At 47.2% G+C, this 18947-nt stretch carries 16 protein-coding genes; 8 read left to right on the top strand and 8 right to left on the bottom strand.

Annotated elements, in window-relative coordinates:
* Positions 1–230: 230 nt before the first annotated feature.
* The gene (locus tag SAPGRDRAFT_RS07980; RefSeq protein ID WP_002658567.1) at positions 231–494 is read left to right on the top strand and encodes a 4a-hydroxytetrahydrobiopterin dehydratase; all 264 of its coding nucleotides are present in this window, start codon (positions 231–233) and stop codon (positions 492–494) included.
* Here the strand turns inward: SAPGRDRAFT_RS07980 and SAPGRDRAFT_RS07985 are convergent.
* Both SAPGRDRAFT_RS07985 and SAPGRDRAFT_RS07990 read right to left on the bottom strand, forming a co-directional pair.
* Complete coding sequence (locus tag SAPGRDRAFT_RS07985) at positions 478–1341, bottom strand: STAS domain-containing protein (RefSeq protein ID WP_002658569.1); 864 nt, start codon at positions 1339–1341, stop codon at positions 478–480. The two genes, SAPGRDRAFT_RS07980 and SAPGRDRAFT_RS07985, sit on opposite strands and share 17 nt — an antisense overlap.
* A gap of 123 nt (positions 1342–1464) precedes the next feature.
* Positions 1465–2325: an STAS domain-containing protein gene (locus SAPGRDRAFT_RS07990; protein WP_002658571.1), complete on the bottom strand. Its 861-nt coding sequence runs from the start codon at positions 2323–2325 to the stop codon at positions 1465–1467.
* Between the two features lie 193 nt (positions 2326–2518).
* On the opposite strand from SAPGRDRAFT_RS07990, the gene SAPGRDRAFT_RS07995 reads away from it, so the two are divergent.
* Positions 2519–2815, top strand: coding sequence for a hypothetical protein (locus SAPGRDRAFT_RS07995; RefSeq protein ID WP_002658574.1), 297 nt, complete (start codon positions 2519–2521; stop codon positions 2813–2815).
* A gap of 4 nt (positions 2816–2819) precedes the next feature.
* Entirely contained in the window at positions 2820–3818 is a 999-nt protein-coding gene (gene murB, locus SAPGRDRAFT_RS08000) for a UDP-N-acetylmuramate dehydrogenase (RefSeq protein ID WP_002658576.1), read from the top strand.
* Positions 3819–3995: 177 nt separating this feature from the next.
* Here murB and SAPGRDRAFT_RS08005 read toward each other — a convergent pair whose 3' ends face one another.
* The 4 genes from SAPGRDRAFT_RS08005 to SAPGRDRAFT_RS08020 are packed head-to-tail and all read right to left on the bottom strand — an operon-like array spanning position 3996 to position 7313.
* Positions 3996–4583, bottom strand: coding sequence for a hypothetical protein (locus SAPGRDRAFT_RS08005; RefSeq protein WP_002658578.1), 588 nt, complete (start codon positions 4581–4583; stop codon positions 3996–3998).
* Positions 4584–4642: 59 nt separating this feature from the next.
* Positions 4643–5533 carry an STAS domain-containing protein gene (locus tag SAPGRDRAFT_RS08010; protein ID WP_002658579.1) on the bottom strand — a complete coding sequence of 297 codons (891 nt, stop codon included), beginning with the start codon at positions 5531–5533 and terminating at the stop codon, positions 4643–4645.
* A gap of 51 nt (positions 5534–5584) precedes the next feature.
* Positions 5585–6439, bottom strand: coding sequence for an STAS domain-containing protein (locus SAPGRDRAFT_RS08015; protein WP_002658581.1), 855 nt, complete (start codon positions 6437–6439; stop codon positions 5585–5587).
* Positions 6440–6443: 4 nt separating this feature from the next.
* Positions 6444–7313 carry an STAS domain-containing protein gene (locus tag SAPGRDRAFT_RS08020; RefSeq protein ID WP_002658583.1) on the bottom strand — a complete coding sequence of 290 codons (870 nt, stop codon included), beginning with the start codon at positions 7311–7313 and terminating at the stop codon, positions 6444–6446.
* Positions 7314–8033: 720 nt separating this feature from the next.
* Between SAPGRDRAFT_RS08020 and SAPGRDRAFT_RS08025 the strand changes: the two genes are divergently transcribed.
* Positions 8034–8702, top strand: coding sequence for a hypothetical protein (locus SAPGRDRAFT_RS08025; protein ID WP_002658585.1), 669 nt, complete (start codon positions 8034–8036; stop codon positions 8700–8702).
* Positions 8703–9074: 372 nt separating this feature from the next.
* On the opposite strand, the gene SAPGRDRAFT_RS08035 is transcribed toward SAPGRDRAFT_RS08025, so the two are convergent.
* Together SAPGRDRAFT_RS08035 and SAPGRDRAFT_RS08045 are read right to left on the bottom strand one after the other, a co-directional pair.
* Positions 9075–14042, bottom strand: a complete 4968-nt coding sequence (locus SAPGRDRAFT_RS08035) for a C25 family cysteine peptidase (RefSeq protein WP_002658587.1) — start codon at positions 14040–14042, stop codon at positions 9075–9077.
* A 428-nt stretch (positions 14043–14470) separates the two neighbouring features.
* Positions 14471–15592: a PorV/PorQ family protein gene (locus SAPGRDRAFT_RS08045; protein ID WP_002658589.1), complete on the bottom strand. Its 1122-nt coding sequence runs from the start codon at positions 15590–15592 to the stop codon at positions 14471–14473.
* 332 nt (positions 15593–15924) lie between these two features.
* Here SAPGRDRAFT_RS08045 and SAPGRDRAFT_RS08050 point away from each other — a divergent pair, with 332 nt between their 5' ends.
* The 4 genes from SAPGRDRAFT_RS08050 (at position 15925) to queG (ending at position 18549) form a co-directional block, all read left to right on the top strand.
* A complete protein-coding gene (locus tag SAPGRDRAFT_RS08050; RefSeq protein ID WP_002658591.1) occupies positions 15925–16332 on the top strand; it encodes an ATP-binding protein in 408 nt (135 codons plus the stop codon).
* Positions 16333–16336: 4 nt separating this feature from the next.
* Positions 16337–16774, top strand: coding sequence for an rRNA maturation RNase YbeY (gene ybeY, locus SAPGRDRAFT_RS08055; protein ID WP_002658592.1), 438 nt, complete (start codon positions 16337–16339; stop codon positions 16772–16774).
* Positions 16728–17435 carry a nitroreductase family protein gene (locus SAPGRDRAFT_RS08060; RefSeq protein WP_002658593.1) on the top strand — a complete coding sequence of 236 codons (708 nt, stop codon included), beginning with the start codon at positions 16728–16730 and terminating at the stop codon, positions 17433–17435. Before ybeY ends, SAPGRDRAFT_RS08060 begins: the two co-directional genes overlap by 47 nt.
* 184 nt (positions 17436–17619) lie before the next feature.
* A complete protein-coding gene (queG, locus tag SAPGRDRAFT_RS08065; protein WP_002658594.1) occupies positions 17620–18549 on the top strand; it encodes a tRNA epoxyqueuosine(34) reductase QueG in 930 nt (309 codons plus the stop codon).
* Positions 18550–18947: the final 398 nt, after the last annotated feature.

Consider the following 18947-nt stretch of genomic DNA (forward strand, 5'->3'; position numbering starts at 1 on the left):
CTTTATTCAGCGGCCACAACAAGCCCTTTAGGGTGCAGTTCGACGACCAAAGGGAGTAACCGATATGCAAGGGGGCGGCGAAGCCGCAGACCAAGGCCGTCAGGCCGCAGGGCCGAGCAAGCCTGCGAGCCCTGAAACGACAACAAGGACTTTAGTCCGCAGTTCGACGACCGAAGGGAGTAACCGCCGCAAGGCGAAGCCGCAGCGGAGGCCCCAAAAAAAATAAAAAAATGGACTACCAACACTTTAGAGAGCAGCAGCAGCAGCTAGTGGCTGAATTTGTATTTGAGGACTTTGTAGCGGCCTTTGGATTTATGACCCAGGTAGCTTTTTGGGCTGAAAAATGGGATCATCATCCAAACTGGTACAATGTCTACAACCGTTTGGAGATTCGTTTATGCAGCCATGATGCGGGCAATACTATTACGGAGCGGGACCATCGTTTAGCGGCTAAAATAGAGGCTCTTTATTTGGCCTTTAAAGATTGCGATTAAGGGCGGCGGCTAGGGCGTCGCGCATACTGCCGCGGGTATCAATTTCGTCAATTTGGATGCCTAGTTCGACAATCGTTTGGGCGATGGGGCCTGATATCCCTGAGATGATACAATGGCAGCCCATCAGGCGGCTGGCCTTAGTCATTTTGATCAGGTGATTGGCGACGGCGGTATCGACGATAGCGACACCGGAGATATCGAGAATAAAGACCTTAGCTTGTTCTTTGGCAATATTGGAGAGCATAGACTCCATCATATCCTTGGCCCGTTTAGAATCGATAAAGCCGACAAGGGGAAGCAGCAGTACATTTTCGGCAATTTGGGCTACGGGAGTAGAGCGTTCTCTTAGGGCTTTATTTTGTTCTTCGAGTTGGTGGCTAATAATATCTTGGTAGACCTCGGTGACTACATCAATAGACACCTGCGTAAACTTTTTGAAGGCCGACATCAGTTCAAAGCTTTGGACTCCTTTTCGGACATAGGATTGTCGGATAAACTCGTGGAAAGCCACCAGGGCGCCCACATAGCCTTCGAGGGGAATATTCATTTTGGCGAACTCCAGGCCATAGACTGCTTCGGTATGGATATAATCATTGGAGAGGCGGCCTAGGACGATATCGGTCCAGAAGAGTTCTTCTTCTTCGGCGAGTAAGCTAATTAGTTCTTCGGTATAATACTTTTCGTAGCGTTTATGTTGGCGCATCCAGTCATAGAGTTGATCGTAGGCCCAGCGCATTTGGTCCATAATCTGTTCTCCGGCTTGGCGGATACAATTTAAGTCTTCATCAGAGATGAAGTACTGTTGCTTATAAAAGTCTACTGATTTTTCCCATTTTTTCAGTTCCATAACTCTCTTCCCTTAGCATTATTTATATTAGTATTTAATATAAAATATTCCCTTCTTTTTTCCTAGTAAAAGGCTTCTAAACAGCTCAATAGGAAGAAGAGAACTACTAACTTGGTTTATCCTTTAGGCTTGGGTTTGTTTCATGGCCAAAGCTAGGGCGTCGCGCATACTGCCTGTTGTTTGAATTTCGTCAATTTGGATGCCTAGTTCGACAATAGTTTGGGCGATAGAGCCTGATATCCCTGAGATGATACAATGGCAGCCCATCAGGCGGCTGGCCTTGGTCATTTTGATCAGGTGATTGGCTACGGCGGTATCGATAATAGCGACACCGGAGATATCGAGAATAAAGACCTTAGCTTGTTTTTCGGAGACATTAGAGAGCATAGACTCCATCATGTCCTTGGCTCGTTTAGAGTCGATAAAGCCGACTAGGGGGAGGAGGAGGATTCCCTTCCAGATTTCGGCTACGGGAGTAGAGAGTTCTCGGAGGGCTTCATTTTGTTCTTCCAGTCGTTTTAAGTTGGTATCTGAGTAGAGGCTAGTAATAATTTCGATAGAAGTTTGCGCCAACTTTTTGAAAGCCATCATAAGTTCTACAGAGGCTAGGCCTTGTCGCTGATAGGCTTGATAGAGGAACTCATGAAAAGCCAGTAGAACTGCGATATAAGCTTCTAGGGGAATACCTGTTTGGGCAAATTTTTCTCCATAGGCTCTTTCGGTAGTGATATACTCTTCATTGAATCGGCCTTCAATCGTATTATCCCAAAACAGTTTTTCATTAGCGCTTAGGGCGGCAATGAGTTCTTCTGGATAATAAGGGGCAAAATCTTCATGTTTGCGCATCCAATCATAGAGTTCATCAAAGACCTTTCGGCGTTCTGCTTGCATTTGTTCTGCGGCATTGGCTAGATGGGCCAAATCTAGGGCGGTAATAAAGTACTGTCGTTTGTAGTATAGTAGATCTCGTTTTATAGCTAGCATTTCTTTAGGGGATTTATTGGCCTAAGTTATTTTAATAAAAACAGAATGAAGAATAATGCTTCTTATTTTATTTTCATTTTTGCAGTTGCTAAGGCAGTTCTCCCATTTCAGGCCTGCTATTTTAGCTAGGGATTAAGGGCTTTTAGCATTCAGATTATATGTATATTTGGCTTTTAAAAAAGAGAATTACAAAATGGAGAATACACTCATCAGTATTACGATCATTTGCTTTTTTGCCGTTTTGGTTTTAGTCATCTACTCTCGGATTAGGGTAGTAAAGGCCTATGGGGTATTGGTTAAAAACCGGGTAGAGTTTGGGGCCAGTCATATTTTTAGTGTAAAAAAGCTAGAGGAGGAAATTATTCCTAAGTATCCGGCGCAAGAAAAGGCGATTCGGCAATTTTGCGGGGGAATTCGGTTCACGGTTCGCATGTCGACAGTATTGACGACGATTGCGACAATTTGCGTACTCATTTTAATGTATACCTAAAGCGATGATTCAGTATCAACATTCCTTAGGGGAGCTCAATAGCTTTAGGGTTTCGGCCAAGGCCGAGGCCTATTTGGCCCTTGAGCGTTTGGACCAATTGGCCTTATTATCTGATTGGCGGAATCGGCCCAACTACATTTTGGGTGGGGGCTCTAATATTTTGCTAGCTGGAGATTTGCCGGGTCTAGTTATTCACAACCAGCTCAAGGGCAGGCGTTTAGTGGGGCAAGACCAAGAGTTTGTTTACCTAGAGGTAGCTGCTGGAGAGAACTGGCAAGAATTGGTCTTATATTCTTTGGCCAACAATTGGGCGGGCCTAGAAAACCTAGCCTTGATTCCGGGTTCTGTAGGGGCGGCCCCTGTGCAAAACATTGGGGCTTATGGGGTAGAATTTTCGGAAGTTTGTCATTTGATACAGGCCTGGGATATGCAGCAGCAGCGCTTTTGCAAATTTGAGTCTACAGACTGTCAATTTGCCTACAGAGACAGCATCTTCAAATCGCTTTATCCGGGGCGGTTTATCATCTGTTCTTTGGTCTTGAAGCTGCGCAGGCAGCCCTCCTATCGTTTAGACTATGGCAATATTCGGGAAGAGATAGGCGATCAGCCTTTGAGTATTCGGGCGGTGGCGGAGGCTGTAATGCGGATTCGGAGATCTAAATTGCCAGATCCTAAAGAGCTACCCAATGCGGGTTCTTTTTTCAAAAATCCATTGGTGGCTCAAGAAAAGCTAGAGCAATTGCTGGCCCAATATCCGAAGATGCCTCATTATCGGCAGGTGGATGGGCGGCTAAAGCTGGCAGCGGGCTGGTTGATTGATCAGGCGGGTTGGAAAGGCAAGCGAATGGGAGCCGTAGGCGTACATGAGCGCCAAGCCTTGGTTTTGGTCAAATATGCCGAGGCTAGGGGCCAAGAAATTGTTCAGTTGGCGGAAGCGGTGCAGCAAGATATTGCCCAAAAATTTGGGGTTAACTTGGTTCCGGAGGTGAATTACTGGCCCTAATTGCGTTAGGCAGGGCGGCGAAGCCGCCCGCAAAGGCGCGCAGCGCCTCGGCTGAGGGATGGGCAGCAGGGCCGCCGAAGGCGGCAGACCAAAGCGCTGAAAGCGCTGCAGGGCCGAGCGAACAGCGAGCTGCGAGACAGCCCGACCCGCCTATAGGGCGGGGCAGCCCCAAATTAATCACCAGTTGATAATAAAGGTGCAGGAATCTCCACCTTTGGGTCTTCTTTCCTTGTCCAAGTCGGGGCGGACATCAATAGTTTTGATACAATCGGGGCGGAGGCGGCGACAAAGGGCCGTGATAATGCCTTGGTCAAATTTGCTGGGGTAGGGATTTTGGCAATACATGATAGCGGTTCGTTCTTCTTCGTTGTAGTATTGCAAGTCATAGCAGCCAATGCCCTCTGTTTTTTCGCCTGTTTCTGCATTAAAAAGCAATTGGCCATTTTGGTCTCTGTGGTTCATATGATAAGCCACATCAATAATCTCTAGGCCTTCTTTTAGGGAATTGAAGGGGGGGAAGTCGGCATTTTCCATAATGGCCATTCCGATCAAGAGGAGATTCATATCGCCCACGGTTTGGCTAAGCTCCTGAAAGGCATCTAGCCATTTTTGTTGTGGGTACCAGCCGTCTTTTTCGGGCTTAATTCCGTGTTTTTCTAATAAGGCCAAGCGTTTGTCCTGCCCTCTTTTCATAGAATAAATAAAAGAGAGTACGGTGGTCGCATTCACTTCGATATGCTCCGTAAAAGCTTTAAATTCTGCCATAATATTCCAATTAAGTAGTTTGAGGGGATAGTTTAAATTACTTAAAAAGAATTAAAGCCCTAGCCTTTTTGCTTTCTTTTTTCCAGAACAGCCCGGCCGGTCCAACTAAAGGCTCGTTCTAGCGCATCCTGCATATTGCTTCTGCTGCTTAGGCGGCCAGTGTCTACGCCTAGCTCTACTAATGTTTGGGCAATGCTGGGCGAAATACCGGATAGAATAGTTTTGCAGCCCATTAGCCAGGCCGCCTTGCTGACTCGAATAAAGTAATTGGCTACGGCGGTGTCTACAATGGCCACTCCAGAAATATCTAGAATAAAGACCTTGGCCTGTCGCTCGGCAATTTCTTGGAGGACGGTTGTCATGATGGTTTGGGCCCGAATAGAATCCACGATTCCCACAATGGGCAAGAGCAAAATATCTTCCCAGATTGGGGTTACGGGAGTAGAGAGCTGCATGAGCATATCATTTTGCTCTGCTAGCTGCTGATTGATTTCTTGGTTGAAGGTATCGATGGCAATTAATGCCCCTAGGCTACAAATTCGCTTAAAGACTTGGAGCAAGTCTAGGGTAGCCAAATTGTACTCCATGAACTTTAGTTCGATAAACTCATGCAAGGCAAAAATGGCCGTAAAGCAGGCCTCAAAAGCCAAACCTAGCTGTAGTAAATCGCGGACCAACTGACTGCGATAGCGCACAAACTCATCATCTATCTTGGCGGCTATAATGTGCTGCCACAGGCCATCTTGGTCTTGAATAAATCGCTGAATAACAATTTCGTTATAGTCTTCAGAAAAGGTAGGATGCAGGCGCAAGGAGTCATAAAAATGCTCAAAGATTTCGTCCTTTGCTTCTGTAATTTCTTGCCCTGCCTGACGAATTAAATCCAAGCGCTCTTCCGTAAACATATACATAGGCGCATACCGACTATAGGAAATTTGGCCTTTGTTCATACTGCAAACAATTTTCGGGAAATTTATGGGTAGACAAGATAGTGAAAAAAATTATATCTGTCCAATTGCCGTCTTAAGGGCCTCCTTAATATTTACATTAGTCTGTATGTTTTCTATATCGATCCCCAACTCAACTAGGGTTTGGGCCACGGCTGGCGTTACCCCCGAAATGATACATTCGCAGCCCATCAGGTTAGCCGCTTTGCTCACTTTGATAAAGTAGTTGGCGACGGCTGTATCCACTACGCCCACCCCAGAAATATCCAAAATAAAGACCTTGGCTTGATAGTCGGCAATCTCCTGTAGGACGGCGGTCATGATGTTCTGCGCCCGAAAAGAATCGACAATCCCCACCACGGGTAAAAGTAAGATTTGCTCCCAAATCGGGGTCACTGGAGTAGAGAGCTGCATGAGCATATTGTTTTGCTCTTGCAGCTGTTTGTTCATCTCATTATTAAAGGTGTCTATGGCAATAAAGATGCCCACACTGCTCACTTTCTTAAAGGCTTGCATTAGTTCAAAGCTAGCCACGCCCTCTTGCACAAAGGCTTTTTCTATTAGCTCATGAAAGGCAAAAACAGCTGACAAATAGGCCTCGAAAGGCAAGCCTAGTTTGAGCAAATCTTGCACCAAGCGCTCCCGATAATGCACCGACTCCTCATCCACTTGGGCCGATAAAATATGCTTCCAGAAGATCGCCGACTGCCGGTCAAAACGATCAATAATCTCTTCGCTATAATCTGCGCTATACTCTGGCTGAAACTCCAACCAAGCATAAAATTCCTCAAAAACAGCCTCCTGACGGGGTATAATGGCCTCTCCTGCGCGCCGAACGAGCAACAGATCCTCTTCCTCTAGCATAAAGATGCTCCAATATCGCTGTTTATTGATTTTTACTATGGCCATATATTTATTCTTTCTGCTCTCGAATCGCTAAGCGCAGCGCATCTCGCATACTGCCGGTCGTCCGAATTTCATCAATCTCTATCCCCAACTCAACAATGGTCTGCGCAATGGGCCCCGATATTCCAGAGATAATACAATTACATCCCATCAATTTGGCCGCCTTGCTCATCTTGATTAAGTGATTGGCTACGGCAGTGTCTACTATCGCCACCCCGCTGATATCCAAGATAAAAAATTTCGACTGAGTTTCTGCTACTTCGGCCAACATCCTTTGCATAATGTCTTGGGCCCGCTTAGAATCAATAAAACCCACCAAAGGCAATAAAAGCACGCCCTCCCAAATCTGAGCGACTGGGGTCGATAGTTCTCGCAAACTGTTGTTCTGTTCCTCTAAGGTGCAGGCCATTTTGTGGTTGTAAACCTCCGTCACAATATCGATAGCTACCTGAGCAAATTTCTTAAAAGCCGTCATCAGCTCAAAGCTCGCTAGGCCATTGCGCATAAAAGCAAAACGAATCTGCTCATGAAAACAAGCCAATATGCCAACAAAAGACGCTAAACTCAAACCCGCCATCGAGAAATGCTCCCCATAATGCCGCTGCGTATTCACATAAGTATCGGTCAAACGACCCAATACCACATCATCCCAAAATACTTCCTCATCGGAAGAAATGGCCGTAATCAGCTCCTCGTTGAAAAATGCCGCATAACGCTCCGATTTTCGCATCCAGTCATAAAGGGCATCGTATGCAACCCGCCGCTCTGCCGAAATTTGCTCTCCTGCTGCCCGCAATACCGCCAGTTCTTCTGCCGAAATTATGTATTGCTCTTTATAGTATGCAGCATTTTTGGTCCAAACAACTCTTTCTTGCATATCTCTTTTATTTGCCCCTAAAACAGTCACAAAACTAATTGATTATTAGCGCTTTTCACAATTTACAGCTTAAAATAGAATGAACTTTTGGTTAATTTATTTATTCACTGATGTTTTGGGGCGTTACTCCTTACTGTCGTCGAACTGCGGCTTGCTGCCTTGTTGTCCGCCTTTGGCGGGCGCTACGTTTACTCCCTTTGGTCGTCGAACGGCGGACTAAAGTCCTTGTTGTCGCAGCTCGATGATGTTTTGGGGCGTTACTCCTTACTGTCGTCGAACTGCGGCTTGCTGCCTTGTTGTCCGCCTTCGGCGGGCGCTACGTTTACTCCCTTTGGTCGTCGAACGGCGGACTAAAGTCCTTGTTGTCGCAGCTCGATGATGTTTTGGGGCGTTACTCCTTACTGTCGTCGAACTGCGGCTTGCTGCCTTGTTGTCCGCCTTCGGCGGGCGCTACGTTTACTCCCTTTGGTCGTCGAACGGCGGACTAAAGTCCTTGTTGTCGCAGCTCGATGATGTTTTGGGGCCTCCCGCCTTCGGCGGGCGCTACGTTTCGCAGCTCGCAGGTCTGCTCGGCCCTGCGCCGCCTGCGGCGGCTGGGTCTGGCCCTTTGGGCCACTGCTGCACATCGCTAGGCCAAGGGCTGCGCCCTTCTAACTGGCCATAAACGGCAGCAGGCATACGCCAAATTCTCCTTATCTTGGACCAAAATTTATTTACTCTATGTCTTATCTATTTCGTCTTTTTATTTGTTTGGGCCTGCTGCTTGGCCCCGCTGGCCTTTCGGCCCAGCTCATCAACAGCAGAGCCGATTTTCAGGCGGCCCTAAACGCTAGCCAAGAGCTAAAAGAAAATGGCCTGCTTGTCTTTCGCCTAGAAAGTAACCACCTCAAAACTGCGCACTATCAAAAACTCTTAGCCAATAAAAACCTCAAGGCTAAAAAACGAAAAAAGGTAGAACGTCTGCTCCAAAATATGCAAGAGGAGACCAAAGCGATTAACCAAACGGTTATTCGGGCCCTTCAAGATACTTTTGATTTTTGCCCCATTTATTTTTGCTACGACACCTCTGCCCAATATATCCGAAAAGGAGGCCGCAGCCAGGTCTTGCTCAATGGCCAAGGAGAAAAAGACCCTAATATAAAAATGCCCGACTCTCTCGCTATTTATTGGCTCTATTATGAACCTGCTGGAGGCGCCAACACCTTTAATTCGCTCCAACTTCGTCCCCTCAAGGGCCAATTGCGCCCCCCTTTTCCTAGGCAAACTATTATCCGAAAATCTTGGGTGCACAGCCAAAGTCTCCCTCGCCTTCGCCGAGCGGTTCCCGAAATCCAAAGGCGGCTCCAACGCCTCTACGAACGAGCCCAAAAAGAAGCTCAAAAAGAATAAGAAAGTGATAAGGCCCAAAACCAGTTTGGTTTTGGGCCTTTGTTTTTCTTTCTCCTAAAGATTTCAGCAAATTGCTCGGAGGGGGTGATTTAACTGGGGGCTTTAGCTGCAGGTTCAAAAGCAGGAGAGGCCAACAGCTAGCCAGCTGCCGAAGAAAACAGCCAAAAGAAAAAAGACAGTTGAGCGGCCCAGCGCTGCGCAGCCGTGGCGCGAAGCGCCAGACCCAGCCGCCGCAGGCGGCGCAGGGCCGAGCAGACCTGCGAGCGGCGTAGCATAGCGGCGGCCAGCGAAGCTGGCCGCGGGCCCCAAAACCACAAAAAAAGGTCCCTAGCACATTATAGCTAGAGACCTCAAAGAGAATAAGAGAAGGGTTTATCGCATCAGGTACATTTTGCCAAAGCCCTGTTCTGTAAAGCTACTGGCCTTATTAAGGTAACGTTCATAAGAGTCGCCATCGGCTGTTTTGGCCAAAATACGGTAGAGATAGACCCCATTGGCGAGGCGGTCGCCAAATTGGTCGGTACCATCCCAGGCAAATTCGGTTCTATTGACGCCAATATGCAAGGGGCCAAGTTCATCCATGCTAATTTCTCGAACAATTTTGCCTGTTACCGTCATGATTTGGATCTTGAGATAAGAAGGTAGCTCTCGGCCCGTGAGGGTAAAGACAAACTGTGTTTGCGTTGTAAAAGGATTGGGGTAATTGAGGAAATCAGAAATCATGGGCCGGTTAATCACCTCAAAATCAATACTATAATCTAATTCTCCAGAATTATTGCCGCTACGGTCAGTTGCTGAAACAAAGAGCGTATAGGTTCCATCAAACTCTAGATCGAGGTCTAGGATGAGTTGTGCTTTATTTTCGACCACTAAATTTTGGGCATCGGCGGGCAGAAACTCTAGGTTTTGGACCAAAGAACTATTGAGGCTCAGTTGGGTTTCGCCATTGGGCAGGCTAGGATGGCGCAGCGTAAGCTGAAAATCCTCCACCTCATCTAGGCCCAACCATTTATTTTCATCGGATAGCGAGACCACCACCTGAGATTTGCCCGAAACCATATCGCCATTCATGATGCGCACCCCATCAAAGGTTACATCGAGTAGAGGATTGATGCCATCTTGGCGCACAAAGAAATTGACTAGGGCCAAATTATTAAAGTGATATTGCTCGGCTTGGTCATTATCGGGATTGATTTCGACCAACAATTGCTGAGGCCCCGATAGATTATCGGTAGAGACCGTAAGCAGGCCAGTGCGCAGGCTATCGCCGGTGGGCAAGGGAGCCAAGCGTTTATAATTGACGGTACTGCCATTTTCCAGCAGCTGGTATTTGACCAAAATGCTATCCATATCTAGCGGGCTAATATTCTCCATTTGGACATTAAAGCCAAAAGGCTGTCCTTGGTCCACTGTATCATATTGAATAACACTAAAGCGTTCGGGGCGCAGAGCGGCTTCGGGCACCAAATCGGCCAAGACGCGCCAATAAGCGAGCTGGCCCGAGCTTCGGCTTTGTTCGTCCTCGGTTTTCCAGACCAACTCCAATTTGGGATACTGATTGGCATCAATACTATTCAGGCTAGTATTTTGGGCGATGATATCGGAAAGCAGCAGTTGGCGGGTTCCGTTTGCCTCAATGCCGTAGAGGTCTACCCCTACCACATCATTACTATCTAAATTGGCGGGCTCCCAATGGAAAGAGAACCAATTTTGGGCGGGACCAATTTGGGTAGAGAGCAAACTACCTTTATCCCAGTTGCCTGGCATCAGGCAAGAGAGGCCAATAATGTCGTTTTGGCTGGCTCCTAATTCTTCAGTTCTATAAGGAAAGCTTGCATTATTTTTCTGGTAGAAAAAGGCCCAGGGGAGGCCGCCTACGGCAGCCGTTAGGCCGGGCAATTGTTGGGCTCCTTGGTTTTGCAACTCGCCAATTAGGCTAGCGGGCCAGTTATCGGCATTGGCATCATTCAAAGTATAGACTAATACATAATAGCCATCTGGAATAGAATCGGCCAAAAAGCGCTCTAGGTCTAGGGCTGCGCTAGTTTGCTGGGTTTCAAATAAGAAGACCGAGGCCGTTCGGCCGGCCCCATCACAGTTAACGGCTCCATATTGGCTTTGGCCGCCGCCTAGGGTCCAGATGGTCAAATCAGAAGAATCAATGACCTGTACATAAACCCCTCTGTTGTTATAGCAACGGCATTTATCAACCAAATTACCATTGAGATAGGTCGCCAACTGCTCAGGATGCAAGGGCGAGGGGGTAAAGCCATTGGCCAAGGTAATTTCTTGCAAAGAGGTAATGAACTCAAAATTTCTTTGGGGTTCATCTAGCTCTAGGTTATTAAATTGATCTTTTTTGAACTGGAAAAAATGCGATTGGTTCCAGCCTGGATAACTGCCATCCATATAAATGAAAGAGCTAGCTGCCCAGCTGTAGCCAATAGTAGGATCAATAGAATCGGGGCTCACTCGCCAATAATAAACGGTACTATCGGTATAGCTCATATTGGGCTGCCACTCCAAAAGCCCTCCTCCCTGAGTTATACTTGTTTGTTGCATCAAAGGGCTATTAAAATAGGCAGTAGTATCTATTTGTAGGACATACGTCTGGCTTTGGGCCATAGTATTTCCTGTAGAGGCCTTTAGGCTAATATTTTGCTGCGGCACAATAGCAAACTCTCGAGGATAAACAGGGAGAATGGCGTCGGAAAGAATTTGGACCGGATAGCGTAGGACCTGATTATTTTGTTCTGCGCTGGGTTGTGGTCGTTCATCAATTTCGCTATCTACATCTATACTAATATCAAAAAAGTTAGTTCCTAAAGCTAGCTGGCCCTCTACGGGTACCGTTAGGCGCAGCTCCTTATAAAAATTTGGAGCTGTGATATACTCTCGGCTCACAAAGGCACGGCTGCCATTGGGGTATTCTCGGTTAATCTCGATCCAGAAAGAAGTATCAATGGCCATTCCTAGATTGTAAAGATCCACCACCAACTCAAAGTCGGCCATTTGTGTAGTAACTGTATTGGGGCTATGGCTGACTAAGCTATTATCTACATAATAATCTGGCCACTCTGAAATACTCAACTGAATTGCGGGGTCGCCATGATAGAGCATATAATGGCTAGCCATTTGGACCGTTGTAGAATAGAAAGTACCATTTTCTAGCGCTTCTATTGTTTTTTGGTTGATCTTAGCTGCACCTTGTCCATATTGGTTTTGGCTCGCCTGATAGTAATATTGGCCAGCAAAAACATTGAGGGCCGAGAGCGAAGCCGCCCCCACAGAGGCAAGAAAGACGCTAGCCCCAGCATTTTCTTCAAAAACAAAAGACTCGCTAATTCGAGAGCCATCCTCAAAGACAGTACCGCCATAACAGCCCAAAGACATGAACATAGGGTAACGGCGGGCATTGCTGTAGTTTTCGGGCCGGTCCAGATTAAAGTCAAAACTATTGGCCGAAGAGTGGCCAAAGAAGGTAATGAGACTCACGCCACTGTTAATCAAAGAATCTAAATAGGCCGATTGAGCCGCCTGAATGGGATTGGTAGAGGTTTTGAAAAAGGAAGTGACATTTCCACCAAATTGACTAGCAGAAATGGTGGTCCCCATATTGTTCAAGTTCTGTCGGATAATATTTTGCTCAGAGCTATTTCGGCCCCCACCTAAGTGAATCACATTTTTGGTCCAGCCTCGGCTCAGTAAATCAGAGGCCGCATTGAGGCGTTCGTTTTCATAATCTCGAACCTTATTGAGGTAGAGGCTGACCTGATCGCCATTTACTGCAGCTAATCGGCCCACGGGAATGGCGGGCACATCGCTACCAATTGGCGCCATCAGCAAATTATCTGAGGGCGGGTAGCCAAAAGAGGGAATCAGATGGTCATAGGTATGAAAGTTTCTCATTTGGGTGTAGGTCCGCCCCTTCCCAATGAGAAATATATATTGCGGATTACTCCAGTTTTGTTTGCAGTAGCTGGCCAAGTTGCGCAGGGCTACCGGATGCTTGTTAATCCCATAACCAAACTGATCAAAGATATCATCCACCTCAATAATCACCGGATTGTAGCCTGTGCTGGCCCGATAAGCAGCATACTCCAAAACGGGATCATTGCCTAGGCTATTTTGACGCAAGCTAGCATGTGTAACAATAATATAATCTGCATTGAGATTACTGTAATCTACAAAGTTGGCCTCTTCCAAGCGGCCCATAGTTTGAATGGCAGTCCCCCCTTCATTGATCAGCAACAGTTTGCGGTCTACAGCCGAGGCAGGCAGATCCGTCAAGACCCGGCTCCCATCCCAAAAGCAGCGAATGCGCAAGCCGTTGGTCAAATCATAGAGGTAAATATTCTGACCACTCCCCCCATCAAAGTTGCTAATTTCTAAGTACTGTCGGCTATTACTAGCCGCCAACTCAAAGACAAAGTTATTGGCTCCAGCAAAATCAAAGGTTCTAGGGTAGCTAATAGCTACATAACTGGCCGAAAGGTAGTCGCTACTACTGGCCAAACCCCGAATCCGCATAATGGTGGTGGGCAAAAGATTGCTCAATGGCAGCGAAAAACTATGCGTCCCTACACTGTCTCCAGCAAAAGTCGTATTAAAACGACTTTGCCCTCCCACTTGCACCTCAATATTGTGATTGACGGCGCCCGCAGCATAGAGACGAACTTCTCCTTGGGCGGCGGGCCCCGAAGCATAGAGGTTAGAAATCCCCACCGCATGACTTTGGTCCAACAAGGGGTTTCCGCCCCAACCTTCACCAAATTCAAAGCTCGATTTGGTCAGTTGTTCGTTGGCAATGTTGTAGCTTTTCCCCTTTTGCCAAGCCGTAGTAATAGGCCGAACGCTTTTGTACATAAAGTAGTCCTCCTTGGCCGGCAAATTAGAGAGGTTGGCCGCCTGATCGGCATAACGACGCCCCTGGCCCGTATTGCTCCAGGTCAGAAAATAGGCCGAGGTATCAGTAATAACACTATAAGTGGGGTTAAAATGATGGTTGGGGTTGTTATATAGCTGCTTATCCAGTTCGCCCCGATGTTTTTCGCCATAAAACTGAATATACTGCAGTTGTCCACCACTACTTTCTACCTGAATCGGCACTTCTTGGCCCATATGATAAATCGACAGGCCATTGAGGGGCAGGCTAGCCGTATTGATGCCTGCATTTTGCAAAGCCTGCACACTAATTCGGTAGAGGCCATCTTGGGCCAACTCCATTTTATAATAGGATTGGTTGTAATTGATCCATTCTGGACCAAAATTTCCATCATGCATTTGGGCCTGCAAAGCACCAGCAGCAAAAAGTAGGAATAAGAAGTAGAGGTATCGCATAATCTTATTTTTCAAAGGTTAATTGGGGGTTTTTTTGGGGGCTTCCCCTTCCGCTAGGTTGAAACCCAGCGCAAAGCGGTATCGCTTTGCGAACTTATGCAAAATGAGGGTTAAAACCCTCATGAATTATCGGGCGGGGCGGGCTGTGTCGCAGCTCGCAGGTCTGCTCGGCCCTGCGGGCTTTTTCGCTGCGCTTCAAAAGCCCTAGGTCTGGCCTTCGGCCACTGCTATCCATCCCTAAGCCAAGCTCGCTGCGCTCGCTTTCTGGACCAATATGGCGTCCTACAGGCGGCTTTAGCCGCCGCAGGCTTAGTTGCCTGTAGGGGGGCGGCGCAGCCGCCGACCAAAGCCCGCAGGGCTGCAGGGCCGAGCAGCCCTGCGAGCCCCGAAAGGGAACGGCCGCCAAAGGCGGCAAGCCCCAAAAACAATTAAATCTCTTTTTGAATCGCTTGTTTAATGTAATCGTAATCAATATCCAGTTTGATTGAGATAATATGAGAACGCAAGCCGCCCGCACTAGCACTCAAATTGGCCAAGGCATAATCAATATAGAAATGAGAAATACGAAAGCCCAAACCAAAATTGGGTTGGAGGGTCAGTTCTTTTTCGCCAGAAAAATTCTCAAATCGTTGAAAATTATTGAGGCCCATCCGCAAATAGGCAATGCGGCTATAGTTGAGTTCTAGGCCTAGGGCGGGGTCAATACTAAAAGGGCTGGCAGAGATCAGGGTATTGCGCTGCCCGTCCGTAGTCGCCAGCATATCTAGCTCGGCCAAAAGGCCAATGCTGCGAGCTTTTTTGCCTTCGGGAGTAGGGAGATTAAAGGTTTTTTTGTAGGCCGCCCCCAATATAATTTGGGGTTTGGTAATTTCAAACGACTGGATAGGGATCTCGTTGCCCGTGAGGCCCAGCGTCTGTTTTTCCTCTTCGGTAAAGCTAAATTGCCAGGCATTAAAGGTGGTGGTAATATCTTTGATCTGCGCCCCAAAGGCCCAGTTTTTAGAATATTGATATTGGGCCCCCAAATCTACGCCAAAGCCCCAAGAAGAGGCAAAAGGGCCCACTACTCTTCGGACCACTTTGGGGCTAGCCCCAACCGCCAATTTGCCAAACTTTTGGGCATAATTAAAAATAAAGGCATAATCAGCAGCCGAAAACTCAGTAACATTATTGTAATTAATGCTGCCATCATCCTCATAGAGCGAAAGCGTATTGGGGATTCCGTCAATGCCAAAGCGGATAAAAGAAAAGCCGAGGTACTTATTTTGGCCCTTAATCGGCATACCAAAGCCGACATAATCATATTTGCCGATGCCGCCAAACCATTCGGCATGCAATAAGCCAACTTGCAAGTCCGTTTCTATGCCCTGCAAGCCTGCTGGGTTCCAAAAACTGCTCGTTGCATCATCAACATGGGCCACCATAGCGCCGCCCATAGCTTGGGCGCGAGCGCCCAAGCCAATAGATAAAAATTCATTACTGTATTTTTGGGCCGTTAAAGTTGGGCCAAAGAAGCATAAGATGAGGGCTCCCCAGATTAATCGCTGCATAATCATTGTTTTCGGTTCAAAAAAATGCCGGTAAAACCTATAGATAGAACGTAAAAAGAAAGGTTTTGGAACTGTAAGCAGCTCAAAATTAGGCTTTTTATCTCCTTTTTGGGCTCAAAAGCAGCAAAATTGGACCGAAAGGAAAAAAGACTTAAGATAAACCTCATAAAATGAAACCCTTTGCGGGAAAGTTCCGTAAATGGACAACTTGAAAGGCAGCAAGAAGCACCCCTTCCCTCTACTTCCCCGCTTCTTGGGCCAACACACTATAGATGTTGAGCTATATAAAGGGCTCAAAGACAACAATTTTATCACTCGCAAAACGATGGCTGATGACCGGAACTGCACTAAAACTTACGCTAGATTCTCACCCAAAAAACATAGCAGAAGTAGAACCCTATGTAAATCAGGTTTTGCAACAATATGAGTTGGATGAGTTGCTTTTTGGCAATATTCTCATCACTTTGACCGAGGCTGTGAGCAATGCTATTTTGCATGGCAACCAGGCCAAGGCCCACAAAAAGGTCCATATTGCTAGCGCTATCCAGCAAAATTGCATTACCTTTACTATCGAAGATGAGGGGCCTGGTTTTGACCCCGCACAATTGCCCGACCCCACTGCACCAGAAAATCTGATGACCCCTGGTGGCCGAGGCGTTTTTTTGATGCAGAACCTCAGTGATCATGTAGACTTTAAGGAAGGTGGTCGCATGATTGAACTACAATTTAACTTGCACTAAGTTGATGATTGAATTTTACACGGAAGATATTGATTATAAGCTGCCGCAGGCTGAACAAATGGAAAGCTGGCTGCAAGCGATCGCAAAAAGAGAGGGTCTCGATATTGAGGCTCTTTCTTTTATTTTTTGCTCCGATGCCTATTTGCTGCCCATGAACCAAGAGTATTTGCAGCATGACACCCTCACGGATGTGATTACCTTTCAGTACCAAGAGGAAGGCCAGCCGGTAAGCGGAGACATTTTTATTTCGGTAGAACGCTGCCGAGAAAATGCCGAAAAGTTTGAAGTTTTGGCCCAAAATGAAATCCATAGAGTGATGGCGCATGGATTATTGCACCTTTTGGGCTATAAAGATAAAAGCAAGGAAGAGGCCCAGCTCATGCGCCAAAAAGAGAATGAGTCCTTGGAGTTACTTGCTCAATATGCCCAGCCCAATGCCTAAATTTATTCCTTTTCAAGCGCAAAATTTATCGGCGGAAGAGAGCCTAAAAAAAGCGCTTGAGCTAGAGGCCTTAATGGAAAAGCGCCGCTCGATTCGCTTATTTTCTGAGCGGCCGGTGGCCAAAGAATTGGTCCAAAGCTTGGTCCGAACGGCTAGCTCGGCCCCTTCCGGGGCGCATAAGCAGCCATGGACCTTCTGCATTATTGCCGATCCTAAGATCAAGCAGCAGATTCGCCAAGCTGCCGAAAAGGAAGAATATGAGAGCTACAACAACAGGATGTCGGAGGAGTGGCTAGCCGCCCTAAAACCTTTTGGCACCAATTGGGAAAAGCCTTTTTTGGAGCGGGCGCCTTATCTCATTGTTATCTTTAAGAAGAGCTATGATATTTTGCCCGATGGCAGCCGCAGCAAAAACTACTATGTGAACGAATCGGTAGGTTTGGCGGCGGGTTTTCTGATTTCGGCCATTCATCAGGCGGGTTTGGTGACGCTAACGCATACGCCTAGTCCCATGAATTTTTTGCAAGAGATTTTGCAGCGGCCCAAAAATGAGAAGCCGTTTTTGCTTTTGCCTATCGGCTATGCTGCAGAGGGTTGTGAGGTCCCTGATTTGCGTCGAAAATCATTGGATGAGGTAGCCTTATATTGGGAGGCGGATTAATTTATTTTATTTTTGGGGCTGCCCCGCCCTGCGGGCGGGTCGGGCTGTTCGTGGGCTCGCAGGTCTGCTCGGCCCTGCGTCGCTGCGCTCCTAGGTCTGGCCTTCGGCCACCCACTACCATCCCTCAGCCGATAAATTCTTGGCTCAAAGGCCTCATCATAGACGCTTAGAAGAAATACAATTAATGGACAAATACGAACTTACGGCCAAACTTAGATCGGCTGCCCTAGCAGAAGGTTTTGATAATTTGCGAGTTGCTCAGGCCCGAGAGCTGACCGAAGAGGGTCGTCGTTTAGAAGCTTGGTTAAACAAGGGCTATCAGGGAAAAATGCAATACTTAGAAAACCATTTTGAGAAGCGGATAGACCCTCGAAAGTTGGTAGATGGGGCCAAATCGGTAGTGAGTTTAAGCTTTAATTATTTTCCGGAAGAGCAGCAAGTAGAAGGCGCACCCAAGTTGGCCAAATACGCCTATGGCGAAGACTACCACTATGTATTAAAGGCCAAGCTACGTCGTTTATTGGCCCTATTGGAGAGCGAACTGGGTCGGCCCATTAATGGGCGGGCCTTTGTAGACTCTGCGCCGGTATTGGAGCGTGACTGGGCCAAGCATTCGGGATTGGGATGGATCGGTAAAAACACCTTATTGATTAGTAAGCAGCGGGGATCTTTTTTCTTTTTGGCCGAGCTCATCATAGATATAGACTTGGTATATGATGGGCCAATCAAAGACTACTGTGGTCGTTGTCGGCGTTGCATAGATGCTTGTCCCACCCAGGCCATTTCTGAAAAAGGGTATTTGATGGATGGCTCCAAGTGCATCTCCTATTTTACGATTGAGTTGCGAGACGAGTTGCCGGCGGAATACAAAGGGCAGTTTGCGGATTGGATGTTTGGTTGTGACATTTGCCAGGATGTTTGTCCATGGAATCGATTTTCTCGGCCTCATCAGGAGGAGGCCTTTAGGCCCAAAGAAAACCTATTAGAGATGCGGCGGGAGGATTGGATGGAATTGACGGAGGAAGTCTTTCGGAAAGTGTTTAAGAAATCGGCGGTAAAGCGGACCAAGTACAAGGGTTTACTGCGCAACTTGGCCTTTTTGAAAGAGGAGTAATTTTTTGGATGCAGAGGAGCGAAGCGACTGGCCTAGCGATGCGAAAGGGGGCGGCGAAGCCGCAGACCAAGGGCAGAACGAAGTGATGCCTGCAGGGCCGAGCAGACCTGCGAGCCCTGAAGCGACAACAAGCCCTTTAGGGCGCAGTTCGACGACCGAAGGGAGTAACCGCCGCAAGGCCGTAGGCCGCAGCGGAGGCCCCAAAACAGCTTACTATTGGCAAAAAAAGGCCCTATAAACAACAAGTACCTAACAAATCAACTTACATCTATTCTATATTTTACAATCTCTTTTTTCTTCGCCAAAAACCAAAAAAAAAGGCCGTCCCGCAATTGCGGGACGGCCTTTTTTTGAAAGCTTGGTTTATTGACAAAATTCTGGAAAAACCCCAGAAATTT

Source organism: Saprospira grandis DSM 2844 (assembly GCF_000275825.1).
Taxonomy (GTDB): Bacteria; Bacteroidota; Bacteroidia; order Chitinophagales; family Saprospiraceae; genus Saprospira; species Saprospira grandis_A.

What these genes read in the sequence shown, in the direction of transcription:
- SAPGRDRAFT_RS07980 (WP_002658567.1), top strand. Translation starts at nt 231, where the DNA reads ATGGACTACCAACACTTTAGAGAGCAGCAGCAGCAGCTAGTGGCTGAA.
- SAPGRDRAFT_RS07985 (WP_002658569.1), bottom strand. Translation starts at nt 1,341, where the DNA reads ATGGAACTGAAAAAATGGGAAAAATCAGTAGACTTTTATAAGCAACAG.
- SAPGRDRAFT_RS07990 (WP_002658571.1), bottom strand. Translation starts at nt 2,325, where the DNA reads ATGCTAGCTATAAAACGAGATCTACTATACTACAAACGACAGTACTTT.
- SAPGRDRAFT_RS07995 (WP_002658574.1), top strand. Translation starts at nt 2,519, where the DNA reads ATGGAGAATACACTCATCAGTATTACGATCATTTGCTTTTTTGCCGTT.
- murB (WP_002658576.1), top strand. Translation starts at nt 2,820, where the DNA reads ATGATTCAGTATCAACATTCCTTAGGGGAGCTCAATAGCTTTAGGGTT.
- SAPGRDRAFT_RS08005 (WP_002658578.1), bottom strand. Translation starts at nt 4,583, where the DNA reads ATGGCAGAATTTAAAGCTTTTACGGAGCATATCGAAGTGAATGCGACC.
- SAPGRDRAFT_RS08010 (WP_002658579.1), bottom strand. Translation starts at nt 5,533, where the DNA reads ATGAACAAAGGCCAAATTTCCTATAGTCGGTATGCGCCTATGTATATG.
- SAPGRDRAFT_RS08015 (WP_002658581.1), bottom strand. Translation starts at nt 6,439, where the DNA reads ATGGCCATAGTAAAAATCAATAAACAGCGATATTGGAGCATCTTTATG.
- SAPGRDRAFT_RS08020 (WP_002658583.1), bottom strand. Translation starts at nt 7,313, where the DNA reads ATGCAAGAAAGAGTTGTTTGGACCAAAAATGCTGCATACTATAAAGAG.
- SAPGRDRAFT_RS08025 (WP_002658585.1), top strand. Translation starts at nt 8,034, where the DNA reads ATGTCTTATCTATTTCGTCTTTTTATTTGTTTGGGCCTGCTGCTTGGC.
- SAPGRDRAFT_RS08035 (WP_002658587.1), bottom strand. Translation starts at nt 14,042, where the DNA reads ATGCGATACCTCTACTTCTTATTCCTACTTTTTGCTGCTGGTGCTTTG.
- SAPGRDRAFT_RS08045 (WP_002658589.1), bottom strand. Translation starts at nt 15,592, where the DNA reads ATGCAGCGATTAATCTGGGGAGCCCTCATCTTATGCTTCTTTGGCCCA.
- SAPGRDRAFT_RS08050 (WP_002658591.1), top strand. Translation starts at nt 15,925, where the DNA reads ATGACCGGAACTGCACTAAAACTTACGCTAGATTCTCACCCAAAAAAC.
- ybeY (WP_002658592.1), top strand. Translation starts at nt 16,337, where the DNA reads ATGATTGAATTTTACACGGAAGATATTGATTATAAGCTGCCGCAGGCT.
- SAPGRDRAFT_RS08060 (WP_002658593.1), top strand. Translation starts at nt 16,728, where the DNA reads ATGAGTCCTTGGAGTTACTTGCTCAATATGCCCAGCCCAATGCCTAAA.
- queG (WP_002658594.1), top strand. Translation starts at nt 17,620, where the DNA reads ATGGACAAATACGAACTTACGGCCAAACTTAGATCGGCTGCCCTAGCA.